12 protein-coding genes and 1 pseudogene are annotated in these 14,790 nt (G+C 41.2%); 3 read left to right on the top strand and 10 right to left on the bottom strand.

The window, feature by feature from the left end; translation table 11 throughout:
* Window positions 1–11: 11 nt before the first annotated feature.
* A complete protein-coding gene (locus tag FJR73_RS00445; protein ID WP_140832807.1) occupies window positions 12–875 on the bottom strand; it encodes a MutR family transcriptional regulator in 864 nt (287 codons plus the stop codon).
* Between the two features lie 2 nt (window positions 876–877).
* Window positions 878–2,779 (bottom strand): ABC-F family ATP-binding cassette domain-containing protein, encoded by a 1,902-nt coding sequence (locus tag FJR73_RS00440; RefSeq protein WP_140832641.1) that lies wholly within the window; start codon window positions 2,777–2,779, stop codon window positions 878–880.
* 153 nt (window positions 2,780–2,932) lie between these two features.
* On the opposite strand from FJR73_RS00440, the gene FJR73_RS00435 reads away from it, so the two are divergent.
* From FJR73_RS00435 to tnpA, 3 genes and pseudogenes are all read left to right on the top strand, one after another.
* Entirely contained in the window at window positions 2,933–4,651 is a 1,719-nt protein-coding gene (locus FJR73_RS00435; protein ID WP_140832639.1) for a phospho-sugar mutase, read from the top strand.
* A gap of 111 nt (window positions 4,652–4,762) precedes the next feature.
* A complete protein-coding gene (locus tag FJR73_RS00430) occupies window positions 4,763–5,110 on the top strand; it encodes a thioredoxin (RefSeq protein ID WP_050220770.1) in 348 nt (115 codons plus the stop codon).
* A gap of 234 nt (window positions 5,111–5,344) precedes the next feature.
* Window positions 5,345–5,859 (top strand): annotated as a pseudogene (tnpA, locus tag FJR73_RS00425) (IS200/IS605 family transposase).
* Window positions 5,860–6,005: 146 nt separating this feature from the next.
* On the opposite strand, the gene FJR73_RS00415 reads toward tnpA, so the two are convergent.
* The 8 genes from FJR73_RS00415 to FJR73_RS00380 all read right to left on the bottom strand — a co-directional run bounded on the left by FJR73_RS00415 (window position 6,006) and on the right by FJR73_RS00380 (window position 14,444).
* On the bottom strand, window positions 6,006–6,884 hold the full coding sequence (locus FJR73_RS00415; protein WP_140832637.1) for a sensor histidine kinase KdpD: 879 nt from the start codon (window positions 6,882–6,884) through the stop codon (window positions 6,006–6,008).
* Window positions 6,881–7,582 (bottom strand): response regulator transcription factor, encoded by a 702-nt coding sequence (locus FJR73_RS00410; RefSeq protein WP_140832635.1) that lies wholly within the window; start codon window positions 7,580–7,582, stop codon window positions 6,881–6,883. The genes FJR73_RS00415 and FJR73_RS00410 overlap by 4 nt, the downstream gene beginning before the upstream one ends.
* Window positions 7,583–7,772: 190 nt before the next feature.
* Window positions 7,773–8,648 (bottom strand): N-carbamoylputrescine amidase, encoded by an 876-nt coding sequence (gene aguB / locus FJR73_RS00405; RefSeq protein ID WP_140832633.1) that lies wholly within the window; start codon window positions 8,646–8,648, stop codon window positions 7,773–7,775.
* Between the two features lie 9 nt (window positions 8,649–8,657).
* Window positions 8,658–9,743: an agmatine deiminase gene (gene aguA, locus FJR73_RS00400; protein ID WP_140832631.1), complete on the bottom strand. Its 1,086-nt coding sequence runs from the start codon at window positions 9,741–9,743 to the stop codon at window positions 8,658–8,660.
* On the bottom strand, window positions 9,740–10,867 hold the full coding sequence (gene nspC, locus FJR73_RS00395) for a carboxynorspermidine decarboxylase (protein ID WP_140832629.1): 1,128 nt from the start codon (window positions 10,865–10,867) through the stop codon (window positions 9,740–9,742). Before nspC ends, aguA begins: the two co-directional genes overlap by 4 nt.
* Window positions 10,867–12,126 (bottom strand): saccharopine dehydrogenase family protein, encoded by a 1,260-nt coding sequence (locus FJR73_RS00390; RefSeq protein WP_140832627.1) that lies wholly within the window; start codon window positions 12,124–12,126, stop codon window positions 10,867–10,869. The genes nspC and FJR73_RS00390 overlap by 1 nt, the downstream gene beginning before the upstream one ends.
* Complete coding sequence (gene speE / locus FJR73_RS00385; RefSeq protein WP_000366713.1) at window positions 12,123–12,983, bottom strand: polyamine aminopropyltransferase; 861 nt, start codon at window positions 12,981–12,983, stop codon at window positions 12,123–12,125. Before speE ends, FJR73_RS00390 begins: the two co-directional genes overlap by 4 nt.
* Window positions 12,984–14,444 (bottom strand): aminotransferase class I/II-fold pyridoxal phosphate-dependent enzyme, encoded by a 1,461-nt coding sequence (locus FJR73_RS00380; RefSeq protein ID WP_140832625.1) that lies wholly within the window; start codon window positions 14,442–14,444, stop codon window positions 12,984–12,986.
* Between the last annotated feature and the right edge of the window lie 346 nt (window positions 14,445–14,790).

The following is a 14,790-nucleotide window of genomic DNA, read 5'->3' as shown; positions in this document are numbered from 1 at the left end:
ATTTGGGAAAATTAATCTTTGACAAATTTTTCGTAGTGTTCCTGATAGTAGGCTACTTGCTCTGGAAGACCTAGTAGGTCAAAAATACGCATGGCCTCTTTCATCTGCTTACAGCCTTCTTTACACTTTCCTTTTTGGTACAAGGAAAAGCCTTTTAGATAATGGAAAATATTACGCTCATACAGCTTGATCCCTTTACCAATAATCTTCTCTGTATAAGTCTCAAAATAGCTTGCATTTTCGAAAGAAAGGTGCTCTAAACAATGCTGGTAACAATTGAGGGCCAAAATCAACACCAATCTCTTATGGCGACCAATCTCTTGGTAAAATTCTTCCCTCTCCATAACTTCTCTACCAATCCGAGTGACATAGTCTACATCGTAGAAACTATAGAGATTCCCGAAAAGAATCAATTCATACATGGTCCATTCTTCTGTTTTGAAGAGATAATCTGCTACCTTATCCAAATCATCCTGCTTCATATCATAAGTCGCATCTCTTTGACAAATCAGACCTTGCATCAAAATCCAGTTCAGCTCAAAATAAAGGGGATTCGTCGAACTCTTAGCCTTTTCAAGTTGTTCTCTTTGAAGCTTTTGAAAACCTGCAATATCATTTGAATAGTAAAGGGGTACAATTTGTCCCATCATGGCAACATGTTCATGATTATGAAAATTCCTTGCCTTATCCATGAAATTTTCGATTGTTACATGAATGTTATCCAAAAGCTCAAAGAAACGTGAGACTGCTAGGTCAGACTCCCCAAGCTCAAAGCGAGATAACTGAGATGTTGAACAGGATTCCCCTGCCGCCTCCTTTAAAGAATAATTTCCACTTGTTCGAAATTCACGAAATACTTTTCCAAGATGTTCCATCTTTACACCTGCTCTGATAATTCTTCCCATTCAAGCATAGCTTCTTCCTGACGATGGCTGATTTTATCCAGTTCAGCCTGCAATTCCATGAGTTTACCTGCATCGTTGGTTTCCAACATTTGTTCAGAAATGGCTTGGCTTTGACTTTCTAACTCTTCAATTTCAGCTTCTAGACTTTCGATTTGTCGCATGAGCTTGCGGACTTCTTTTTGACTTTCTTTCTGAGCTTGATAGTCATTAATTGGACTTGCTTCTTTTGCTTGATTGTTAGTTGAAGCTTCTTCAGCCTGAGTCATTTCTACTTCTGCTTTCTTCTCAACATAGTAGTCGTAATCTCCCAGATAAAGAGTCGAACCATTCTCAGACAATTCCAGTACATGAGTTGCCACACGATTGATAAAGTAACGGTCGTGGCTGACAAAAAGCAAGGTTCCATCAAAGTCAATCAAGGCATTTTCCAACACTTCCTTGCTATCAATATCCAAGTGGTTGGTTGGCTCGTCCAGAATCAAGAAGTTGTTGTTTTCCATAGACAATTTAGCCAAAAGCAGACGAGCTTTCTCGCCACCTGACAGCATGCCCACTGATTTTTTAACATCATCTCCTGAGAAAAGGAAGGCACCAAGACGGTTGCGAATTTCAACTTCTGGTGTCAGTTTGAAATCATTCCAAAGTTCATCAAGTACCGTATTACTTGGTGTCAGCTTGCTTTGCGTCTGGTCATAGTAACCAACCTCAACATTAGCGCCAAAGCGCTTCTCTCCCTTGATAAAAGGAATCTGGTCCACGATAGATTTGATAAAGGTTGATTTCCCAATACCATTTGGATCAACAATAGCGACAGCATTCATCTTACGAAGGTCTAAATTAATCGGTTGTGACAGTACTTCCCCATCATAGCCAATAGCCGCATTTTCAACAGTCAAGACAACATTACCTGACGTTTTTTCCGACTGGAAAGTCATATTGGCTGATTTCTTGCCAGCTTCAGGTTTGTCCAAACGCTCCATTTTTTCCAGTTGTTTACGTCGAGATTGGGCACGTTTGGTCGTTGAAGCACGGACTAGATTACGATTGACAAAGTCTTCCAGAGCAGCGATTTCCTTCTGTTGCTTTTCATAATTTTTTGCCTCAGTAGCTAGCTTCTGCTCCTTCAGCTCGACAAAGCGAGAGTAATTGCCCACATAGCGATCCAAGGAATGCTTGGTCAAATCCAGCGTAATTGTCGCAACCTTGTCCAAGAAATAACGGTCGTGGCTGACGATAATGAGGGCACCGCTATAATTTACCAAGTAATTCTCTAGCCAGGCAATGGTTTCGATATCCAAGTGGTTGGTTGGCTCGTCCAAGACCAAGAGATTTGGCTTTTCAAGAAGCATTTTTGCAAGTGCCAGACGAGTATTTTGCCCACCAGAAAGCTCAGCAATTTTCATCTGCCACATAGATTCATCAAACTTAAATCCATTCAAAATCGCTCGTATATCAGCTTCATAGGTAAAGCCACCTGCTTGGCGAAAATTTTCAGATAAACGGTCGTAATCTGACATCAGTTTATCCAAATCTTCACCAGATTTTTCACCCATCTCCAATTCCATCTGACGAAGTTGTTTCTCCGTCCGACGTAAGTCATCAAAAACATGAAGCATCTCATCGTAGATGGTATTTTCAGACTCAAAACGGCTATCTTGGGCTAGATAAGACAGAGAAATATCTTTTTTCTTATTGATTTCTCCACTAGTTGGCTCCTCTTCTCCAACCAAAATCTTCAAAAGAGTAGACTTACCTGCACCATTTTTTCCAACAAGGGCAATTCGATCTCGTTCATCAACTTGCAGGTTGATATTATCAAAAAGAACCTCTCCTGCAAAAGAACGTTCAATTTTATTAGCTTGTAAAATAATCATACAAGTAGTATAGCATGTTTCCCTAAGGCATTCAAGACTTGATAAACCGGCATATGACACCACTTTTCTGAAAATTATGCTACCGTTTTACTAAAACGCTAAAAAGTGCTATAATGTGAACGGTTAAAACAATTTACAAAAAGGAGAATTTCAATGTCTTACCAAGAAAATTACCAGAAATGGGTTGATTTTGCGGAGCTTCCTGACTACCTTCGTCAAGATTTGGAAAATATGGACGAAAAAACAAAGGAAGATGCCTTCTATACAAATCTTGAATTTGGTACTGCAGGTATGCGTGGTTTGATTGGTGCTGGTACAAACCGCATCAACATCTACGTTGTTCGTCAAGCTACTGAAGGATTGGCTCGTTTGATTGAGTCAAAAGGCGGAAACGAAAAAGAACGTGGTGTCGCAATCGCCTACGATAGCCGTCACTTCTCACCAGAGTTTGCCTTTGAATCTGCGGCAGTTCTTGCTAAACATGGCATCAAATCTTATGTATTTGAAAGCCTTCGTCCAACTCCAGAACTATCATTTGCAGTTCGTCACCTCAACTGTTTCGCAGGTATCATGGTCACAGCCAGCCACAACCCTGCACCATTTAACGGATACAAGGTTTACGGTGAAGATGGTGGACAAATGCCTCCACACGACGCGGACGCTTTGACTACTTATATCCGTGCAATCGAAAATCCATTTGCGGTAGAAGTTGCTGATGTGGAAGCTGAAAAAGCTTCTGGCTTGATTGAAGTTATCGGCGAAGCTGTCGATGTAGAATACCTCAAAGAAGTCAAAGATGTAAACATCAACCCAGCCTTGATTGAAGAATTCGGTAAAGACATGAAAATTGTCTACACACCACTTCATGGTACTGGTGAAATGTTGGCTCGTCGTGCTCTTGCCCAAGCAGGATTTGACTCTGTTCAAGTCGTTGAAGCGCAAGCAACTGCTGACCCAGACTTCTCAACTGTAAAATCTCCAAACCCAGAAAGCCAAGCAGCCTTTGCACTTGCTGAAGAACTTGGTCGTCAAGTTGGTGCAGATGTTCTTGTCGCAACTGACCCTGATGCTGACCGTGTTGGTGTGGAAGTTCTTCAAAAAGATGGTAGCTACCTCAACCTTTCAGGTAACCAAATCGGTGCTATCATGGCTAAATACATCTTGGAAGCCCACAAAAATGCTGGAACTCTTCCTGAAAATGCAGCCCTATGTAAATCTATCGTATCAACTGACTTGGTAACGAAGATTGCTGAAAGCTACGGCGCAACTATGTTCAACGTCTTGACTGGTTTCAAATTCATCGCTGAAAAAATTCAAGAATTCGAAGAAAAACACAACCACACTTACATGATGGGATTTGAAGAAAGCTTCGGTTACTTGATTAAACCATTCGTACGTGATAAAGATGCTATCCAAGCTGTTCTTGTCGTTGCTGAACTTGCTGCCTACTACCGTTCACGTGGTTTGACCCTTGCTGACGGTATCGAAGAAATCTACAAAGAGTACGGCTACTACGCAGAAAAGACTATCTCTGTTACCCTTTCTGGTGTCGATGGTGCTGAACAAATCAAAGCGATTATGGCTAAATTCCGTAACAATGCTCCAAAAGAATGGAACGCAACAGCTATTACGGTCGTAGAAGACTTCAAGGCTCAAACTGCCACTGCTGCTGACGGAACTGTTACAAACTTAACAACTCCTCCAAGTGATGTGTTGAAATACACACTTGCTGACGGTTCATGGATTGCCGTTCGCCCTTCAGGTACAGAACCAAAAATCAAGTTCTACATTGCAGTTGTAGGTGAAACAAACGAAGAATCACAAGCTAAGATTGCTAACATCGAAGCAGAAATCAATGCTTTTATAAAATAAAGCCCTATAAAAGATGAGACCAACCAATCTCATCTTTTTTTCGTATCAAATCTAAGCAATTTTAGAAACTTTATGGCATACTAGACTTATCAATGAAAGCGAGGTAATCTCATGGAACAATTTTTAGATAATATCAAAGACCTTGAAGTCACTACAGTTGCGCGTGCGCAAGAAGCTCTTGATAAGAAAGAAACTGCAACCTTCTTCATCGGTCGTAAAACTTGCCCTTACTGCCGTAAATTTGCAGGTACATTGTCAGGTGTCGTAGCTGAAACCAAAGCTCACATTTACTTCATCAACAGTGAAGAACCAAGCCAACTCAATGAGTTGCAAGAATTCCGCTCACGCTATGGAATTCCAACTGTACCAGGTTTTGTTCATGTTGCAGATGGACAAATCAATGTCCGTTGCGACTCTTCAATGTCAGCACAAGAAATCAAAGATTTCGCAGGATTGTAAAAGATATAAAAAAGAAGGTTGAGCAAAACCCCACTTCTAACTATCAAAAACGAGCATTTCCGTAGTTGGAGATACTCGTTTTCTTATGTGACTTTCAGTCCGTCTCGCTCTGTTAGGTGCGAGACAAAAAAACCGCCCGCTATGCAGGTACGCGTCGAAGGTTGTACCAAAAAAACTCCAAACACGATACAATAAAGCTCTTCAAGGCAATTGTAAAGCGAAAGAGTCAAAAATATGGCACAAAAGGCTCATAGTTTATCACACACAAAGTGGCACTGTTCTATCACATTATGCTCAACCCTAAGTATAGACGAAAAGTCATCTATAATCAATATAGAAGTAGTTTAGGCGAAATATTTCATCGCTTGTGTAGTTATAAAGGAGTTGAAATTATCGAGGGTCACTTAATGCCAGACCATGTGCATATGTTAGTCAGTATTTCACCAAGGATAAGCGCTTCAAGTTTCATGGAGGATTTAAAAGATTAAAGTGCACTCATGATGTTCGATAAACACGCCAATCTCAAGTACAAGTTTGGGAATCGGCATTTCTGGGCGGAAGGTTATTATATGAGTACGGTGGGACTCAATGAAGCTACAATTAAGAAATATATTCAAGAGTAAAGAAATGATCCAGTGAATGATTTCTTCACGAGTATGACAATTTGAGAACGAGTAAAGCATGATATAGCACTAGATAAATTAACTGTAAAAGAATATGAGGATCCCTTTAGGGATAGTGGTAAGTGACGAGTCAAGAGCAATAAGGTTTGAACAAAGTGAAAGCCAGCGTCTTTAGGCGCTGGCCGGTAATTTGGGCTTATAGCCCTGGGACAAACCATCCGTTAGACGGGTGGTTATGATTTAGAAGCTAGTTTTTGCCGAGCCTCTTTTCGTTAAAAGTAAATGAAAACCGACAACCATTGCCCATCTGTGCTTAGTTTCATCTCTGCACCGAGAAGATGACATAATTCCTCAGTGATATAAAGGCCTAAACCAGAGGATTCTTCCGTATCAGATAGATTTTCAGAATAAAAACGGTTGCTGAGATTTTCTATTCTTTTGATGGGCTGTTTGACAAGGTTTGCAATCTCTAAGACAAGCTGTTCCTTTTCCTTTCTCAAAGATAGGCGTGCTTCTTCCTTGCCATGTTTGAGGACATTTCCAAGCAAATTTTGTAAAATTCGATCCAGCAAGTCTTCATCAGTCCTCATTTTCAAACCAGCTTCAACCTTAAAATCAAGAGTGATATTTGCCGCCTGAAAAACATCATAATAAGCCAGAGTCTTCTTGGTAATAAAAGTTGAAAAATCCACTTCTTCCAGTTTCGGTTTGACAGCTCCTTCCATCAAACGACGATATTCTAGGAGAGCCTCCAAACGTTTGGAAACTAAATCAAGATGCTGGGCTATTTTTTGTAGGGTTTCTGCTTTGTTTTCAGGAGTTTTTATCAATTGTTGGGTGTAGCCTGAAGCGATAGTCAGAGGTGTCCGAATATCATGAGCGATATTGCTGATGGCCATATCCAGAGTCTGCTTTTCCCTTTTCATAACCAATCGAGACTGCTCTACTTCCTGAAATAGATTCTCAATCTGCTGGTAGAGATGTAAAAAATGTTTGGAAAAAATACTGATTCCGACTCTTTTCATACTACCCGTGAGAATCTTGTCTTCAATCTGTTGACTCAAGTTTTTAAGTGCTAGATGGTAGCGAATCAATGCAATCGATAAAATAATTAAGAGTACCAGTAGGATAAAGATTATCATGTAGGTCATTGCTTGTCTCCTTTTAATCTTACCCCAACTCCCCAGATGGTTTCAATATATTCTTGATTTGGGTCAAGCTGGTTTAATTTTTTACGAAGATTACTCAAATGCGTATTGAGGGTATTATCTCCGGGTAGATAGCTATCCTCCCAGACCAATTCATAAAGTTCTTCCTTGGTGAAAATTTTCTTAGGGTATTTAAGGAGAGTTTGGAGAATTAAGCATTCTTTCTTGGCAAGGCGAATCATTTCCTGACTATTTTTGATTTCAAAACTTTCTGAATCAAACTGGATATTTTTCAAGTTTTGTGACAAATTTTCAGTTTTTCCTATTTCCATAGGCTGTTTTTCTGCACTTTGGCGTAATTGAACAGTAACTCTAGCAAAGACTTCATCCAAATCAAAAGGTTTGACTATGTAATCATTGGCACCGTCTAAGAGATATTGACTGATTAACTTTTTATCACTCAGAGCCGTTAGCATAATGACTGGAATTTGACTTTGTTCCCTGATGGCTTTTAAAACCTGATCCCCATTTTTCCCAGGAAGCATGATATCTAGCAAAACAAGATCAATCCCACCTTGGTCAAAACGCATGATTCCTTCTGTACCAGAAAAGGCTTGAATTACCTCATGCTCCTCAGTAAGAAGTGTTCGCAAAATCTCTTGAATGTCACTATTGTCTTCAATAACCAATATCCTAGCCATAAATACCAACCTTTCTGCAACTATTATAGCATGTTTTATTGATAAAACTTAAACAGAAAAGCTCCTCGCATAAAAGCGCGAGAGAGCCTTAGAGGGTTAAAATATAAAATACATTTACTAGATAACATTGTATCCTTATAGTTGCTAGTGAAAACGAGTCTAGCAGAATGAATCTCTCATTTCTCTCCTACTAGTCCGTAATGCGTTGATACATTTCGGGTCTTCTATCTCGAAACAAGCCCCAGTTTAGGCGTTCGCTTGCTCCCTTATCAAGGTCATAAGTAGCTAACAGAACAGCTTCAGCTTGTCTTTCAGCTCGTTCTAGAATAGCTCCTGTTTCATCCGTCATAAAGGAGGAACCGTAGAAGTCAAGATTGGAACTCTGTCCGCCATTTTCCTCACTTGGAGTGACTTCTTCCAAGCCATAGCGATTGGCTGCAATAACTGGGACAATATTTGCTGCTGCGTGCCCTTGCATGGTACGTTGCCAATGATCACAACTATCTGTATCCAAAATTGGCTCTGAACCGATAGCTGTAGGATAAAAGAGCAATTCAGCACCATTTAACGCAAGACAGCGCGCTGTTTCAGGGAACCATTGATCCCAACAGATACCAATACCAATCTTGGCATAGCGAGTATCCCAGACCTTGAAGCCTGTGTTGCCAGGTGTGAAATAGAATTTCTCTTGATAGTAATGGTCGTCTGGTATGTGAGTCTTCCGATAAACACCTAGCACCTCACCATCTGCATCAATGACAGCAATAGAGTTATACAAGACATTGCCATCTTTTTCATAGAAACTGATTGGTAAAACGACCTTTAACTCCTTGGCAATGGTTTTAAAATGCTGAATGGCAGTATTGTCTGTCACCGACTGGGCATGCTGGTAGTAGTCATACTGACGTTCCTGACAAAAGTATGGACGTTCAAACAACTCGGGTAAGAGAATAATTTGTGCACCTTGTTCTGCAGCCTGACGTACTAAACGCTCTGCGGTTTGGATATTTGTTGCCACATCCTTAGCGCATTGCATCTGAATAGCTGAAACTTTTACATTTCTCATCTTTTTCTCCTATTCTGGGATTTGTTGGGTGATACAGTGGATATTGCCACCACCTAAAAGAATATCTCTGGCTGGAATTCCGACAACTTTACGGTCTGGGAAACACTTACTGAGGATATCTAAGGCTACTTGGTCGTTTACATCATCAAACTGTGGAACCAAGACAGCCTTGTTAGCGATATAGAAATTGACATAGGAAGCAGCAAGCCTTTCACCTGCGTATCGCTCTTCTTCTCCTTCTTCATAGATGTAGCCTGGCAAATCCTCTTCTGTCACAACTTGTCGAACTGCAGGAATAGGCAATTTATGAATGGTGAAGGGACGACCTTTTGCATCTGTCTCTTGCTCTAAGAGTTCGAGATCTGCTTTTGACATGGCGTATTGGGGATCACTTTCGTCGTCCGTCCAAGCCAAAACAAGTTCTGCAGGACCAACAAAGGCAGCAACATTATCAACGTGTTCATTGGTTTCGTCCTGATAAATACCATAAGGAAGCCAAATAACTTTTTCAGCGCCAAGGCACTCTAATAAGGTATTCTCAATTTCCTCTTTAGTCAGGTGAGGATTGCGACCAGGACTAAGCAAGCAACTTTCAGTTACGAGAATGGTTCCTTGTCCATCGCTGTGTATCGCTCCGCCTTCTAGCACAAAAGGTTTGGCATCGTAAACAGGCATTTCCAAGGCCTCAGCAAAACGACTGGCTACTTGGTCATCATCTTCATAGTCTTGATAAAGACCGTCATAGGTGCCACCCCAGGCATTAAAAGCCCAATCTACTGCCAACTTTTCCCTTTTATCATTGAGGAGAATGGTCGGTCCTGTATCTCTAGCCCAGGCATCATTTGTCTGAATATCTAGATAAACGACCTTGTCTCCAAGATAGGATTGGGCTTCAGATAGATAATCTTGCTCCACCAAAAGATAGACTCTTTCCCCTTCTGCTATGGTTTTTATAATCTGGCTAAAAGCTTTTTTAGCTGCCTTACCTTGAAAGGGCCATGAACCTGGTCGAGTCGGCCATATCATGAGGGTACCATGATGGGGTTCGTACTCTGCTGGCATACGATAGCCTAATTTTTTTGGACTGTCCATCATGATAATCTCCCTTTAAAATCTTGATAGCCAAAGGCTTTGACTAAGCTGCAGTCTCCCTGTTCGTCCATGAGATAGAGACTTGGCAATCCAATACCATTAAAAGTATTATTTTTGACAAAAGAATAAATGGCCATGTCTTCGAAATAAAGTCTATCACCGATTTGGACTGGATTTTCAAAACTATAATCACCAATTACATCGCCCGTCAGACAGGTATTAGAAGAAAGTCTGTAGGTATGAGCTTTTTCCTGTGCCTCAAAGCCATTTCTCAAAGGTGGACGATAGGGCATCTCAAGTACATCAGGCATATGGCAAGTCGCAGAGGCATCTAAAACCAAGATTTCCATATCGTTTTCTACAATATCTAATACCTCGGTTGCTAGATAACCTGCATTGAGCGCAATGGCTTCACCCGGCTCGATATAGACTTCAAGATTGTAAGTTTCTCGGATACGCTTTAGTTCTGAAATCAGCAAATCCACATCATAATCTTCTCTTGTGATGTGATGACCACCACCCATGTTGAGCCATTTTACTTCATGTAAATAAGAACCAAACTGCGCTTCTACTGCTTTCAAAGTTGTCTCTAAATCATCTGCTCCCTGCTCACAAAGGGTGTGAAAATGAAGACCATCCACCAAATCTAGTAAATCACTAGGAATCTTGTCTAGAGTGACTCCAAAACGAGAGCCTGGTGCACAAGGGTCATAGAGCGCGTGGTCACCCTGCGTTGAACATTTAGGATTGAGGCGTAGACCGACACTGATACCAGCTTCACGACAACGGGCCCCATGTTTACGCAACTGTCTCTCTGAGTTAAAGACGATATGGTCCGTTATCTCCAGCAATTCCTCCAAGTCTGCATCCTTGAAAGCTGGCGCAAAAACATGGACTTCACCAGGAAATTCTTCCCTTGCCAATTTGGCCTCATAGAGTCCACTGGCTGTCGTACCTGATAGATACTGGCTAATCAAGGGATAGGTTTTGTAGAGGGAATAAGCCTTCTGGGCAAGCAAAACCTTGCAGCCAGCTTCTTCTTGAACATAATTTAGGATACGGCAATTGGCTTCTAACTTGGCCAAGTCAATAACATATGCTGGTGTTGGTACTTGTTCTAACTTCATCAGTCCACCATTTGTGGATTTTCAACCACAACCCAAGGTAAACCATACTCATTTAAAGCTTCCATGAATGGATCTGGATCCAATTCTTCAAGGTTATACACTCCAGCTTGTTTCCAATTACCGTTCATAACCAATTTTGTCCCAATCATGGCTGGAACGCCAGTCGTGTAAGAAATGGCTTGTGAACCAACTTCTGCGTAACATTCTTGATGGTCGCAGACATTGTAGATGTAGATGGTCTTTTCAACGCCATCTTTGACACCTGTAAAGATACAGCCGATATTGGTTTTACCAACGGTGCGTGGGCCAAGGCTGGCAGGATCTGGAAGCAAGGCTTTTAAGAATTGGATTGGAACGATGTCTTGACCATTGAAATTAATAGTATCCGTACGAAGGAGACCAACGTTTTCCAAGCATTTCATGTGGGTTAGATAAGATTGGCCAAAAGTCATAAAGAAACGAATTCGTTTGACTCCAGGAATATTTTTAGCCAGTGATTCAATTTCTTCATGGTGAAGGAGATACATGTCTTTTTGTCCGACCTGAGGGAAATCGTACTCACGCTTGATTGACATAGCTTCCACTTCAACCCACTTACCATCTTCCCAGTAAGAACCTGGCGCAGAAACCTCGCGTAGATTGATTTCTGGGTTAAAGTTTGTTGCAAATGGATAACCGTGGTCACCACCATTACAGTCTAAAATGTCGATATAGTGGATTTCATCAAAATAGTGTTTGAGGGCATAAGCTGAAAAGACACTGGTCACACCTGGGTCGAAACCAGAACCAAGAAGAGCAGTCAAGCCTGCTTCTTTGAATTTCTCTTGATAAGCCCACTGCCATGAGTAGTCAAAGTAAGCTGTAAAACCAAGATCCTTACAACGTTTCTCATAAATAGCACGCCATTCAGGGTCTTCTGTATCCTCGGCTTCGTAGTTAGCTGTATCGATATAGTGAACACCTGTTGCCAAACAAGCATCCATAATTGTTAAATCTTGATATGGTAAAGCTACGTTCAAAACAGCTTCTGGTTTGTAGCTTTCAATCAGGGCAATCACTTCTTCTACCTTGTCAGCGTCAAGGGCAGCTGTCTCAATATTAGTATTTGTTTTGCCTTCTAATTTAGCCTTCAAGTCATCACATTTTGACTTAGTACGGCTAGCAATCATAATTTCTTTAAAAGTTTCGCTATCTTGGCAAATCTTTGAAATAGCAACTTGGGCAACTCCCCCACATCCAATAACTAGTAAACGACTCATTTTTTTCCTTCCTCTTCTTCTAAAATGTCCTCAACATACTTGGGCAACATAAAGGCTCCCACATGTAAGTTTGCAGTGTAGTATTCTGTGAAAAGCTGGCGTTTTTTCCAGCCTTCCTTGTCAAAATCTTTGACAGGGTGGTATTTTTTCGAAGCAAATCCAAACAACCAATAACCAGCAGGGCTAGTTGGGATGTGGGCTTGGTAGACCCGACTGATTGGAAAGGCTTGATTAACCTTACGGTGCATACTTCGGCAAGCCGACTCATCTTCGTCAAAGAAGGGACTCCCATGCTGGTAAATCATGATGCCGTCTTCTTTCAAGGCTCTGTAACTGTTTCCGTAAAATTCCTTGGTAAAGAGCCCTTCCGTATGTCCAAAGGGATCTGTCGCATCGTTGATGATAATATCGTAATCATCTTCGCAGTTTCGCAAAAAGCGTAGCCCATTTTGGTAGTAAATGGTAACACGAGGATCATCTAGCCCTGCGGCAAAATCTGGGAAATACTCACGACAAACCTCAACCAACATCTCATCAGGTTCTACAATATCGATTTGTTCCAGCTCAGGATAGAGTGTTAATACTTGGGCAACACCACCGTCACCACCCCCTATTACCAAGACTTTCTTGGGATTTGGGTGGACAGCCATGGGAACATGAACGGTCATTTCATTGTAGACAAAATCATCAGCATCTGAGAACAAGACGTGCCCATTTAAAATCAAGATCTTTCCAAAAGCTGGCGTATCTAGAACTTCAATATCCTGCCATTCACTTTTACCAGCGTAGAGTTGCTTGGCTGTTCTCAGGGACAATTTGACATCTGGAGTATGAACTTCAGAAAACCATAAATCCATCTAGTTCTCCTTTCTCTTAATGACGTTGATGTGATTGACCTCTGGATCTTCCGTCCCTTGGAGGGAGCAACCACGTTCCTTGGCAAATTGGATATAATCTACAATTTCTCGTGTAATGCGTTCACCAGGAGCCAAGATAGGAATTCCTGGAGGATAGCACATGACAAATTCCCCACAGACATGTCCAACAGATTCGTCTAAAGACAAACTTCTTCTCTCTGAATAGAAGGCTTCCTGAGGAGATAACACCAACTCGGGCTGAATATATTCTCCAGCTATCAAGTCCTTCCCGTCTCGTGAATAGAGTCTCTTGATATCAGCAAGAGCACCAACCAAGCGCTCGATGTCTTGGATACGGTCACCAATCGAAATATAGGCCAAGATATTGCCAATATCACCAAACTCAATCTGAATGTCGTATTCGTCTCGTAGGAGGTCATAAACCTCGATACCTGTTAAGCCAATACCCTGAGTGTAAACTGACAGCTTGGTTACATCAAAATCACATACCGACACACCATCTATTAACTCTTTTGAGTAAGCATAGTAGCCACCGATAGCATTGATTTCACGGCGAGCATACTCTGATAACTCAATGACCTTCTCAAAAGACTCTTTACCTCGAAGAGCCAAGTTGCGACGCGAAATATCCAGACTAGCCATCAACAGGTAAGAAGCAGATGTTGACTGGGTAAGATTGATAATCTGACGTACGTATTCAGGATTCATCTGCTCCCCGATTAAAAGAATCGAACTTTGTGTCAAACTCCCACCAGACTTATGCATGGAGACTGCTGCCATATCAGCACCTGCATCCATAGCAGAAATTGGAAGTTTATCAGTGAAATGCAAATGCGCTCCGTGGGCTTCATCTACTAAAACCAGCATGCCAGCTTTATGAGCCATTTCTGTCAACCCCTTTAGGTCTGAACAGATTCCGTAGTAAGTAGGATTGTTAATCAAAATGGCCTTAGCATCTGGATGGTCCTTTATGGCCTGTGCTACTCGGTCATTTTCAAGACCTAAAGCGATACCAATCTTAGGATCTACACTCATCTCGATATAGATGGGAATGGCACCACATAGAACAAGTGCATTAATAGCAGATTTATGGACATTTCGTGGCAAAATAATCTTATCTCCTGCCTTGCAGGTTGACAAAATCATAGTCTGCACCGATGAAGTTGTTCCACCAATCATGAGAAAAGCATGGCTAGCTCCAAAAGCATCAGCTGCCAGCTCCTCTGCATCTCGAATAATCGAAATAGGATGCCCTAAATTATCCAAAGGTTTCATCGAATTGACATCAATGCCTACACATTTTTCTCCTAACAGTTCGACAAGTTCTGGATTTCCCCGTCCACGCTTGTGACCTGGAACATCAAAGGGAACAATCCTTTTCTTGCGTAACTTCACCAAGGCCTCATAAATAGGGGCTTGGTTTTGATCTAACTCTTTCAAGACATACTCCTTTCAATATTTTTAGGACCTTATGAAAACTAAGGAACTAAAGGTTGACTCATGAAAAAAGAGCAGGTTTTCACCTGCTCTGCAATCTTCTGACGTTTTTATGTTTGTTTCTTTTGAGTATGTCTGTTCCTGATGTTTCCTAACTCTCTAGTAGCAAATATTACGTACTTTATTGATCGTTTCACAAGATGACGTGTGCTTTCACCACACTAAAAATTTATGAATTAGGACAAGTATCCTAACATCAACTTATAAAAGTAGGCTTTTAACCCTATCAATAATGTGGTTTTTCAACCACGCTTCGGCATTCAACCCTGCCTGTCCGTAGGCATTTTTT

It is taken from the genome of Streptococcus sp. D2, from assembly GCF_006385825.1.
Classification (GTDB): Bacteria; Bacillota; Bacilli; order Lactobacillales; family Streptococcaceae; genus Streptococcus; species Streptococcus shenyangsis.
Note: the sequence above shows the minus strand (reverse complement) of the source record. Positions and strands in the feature narration are given on the sequence as shown.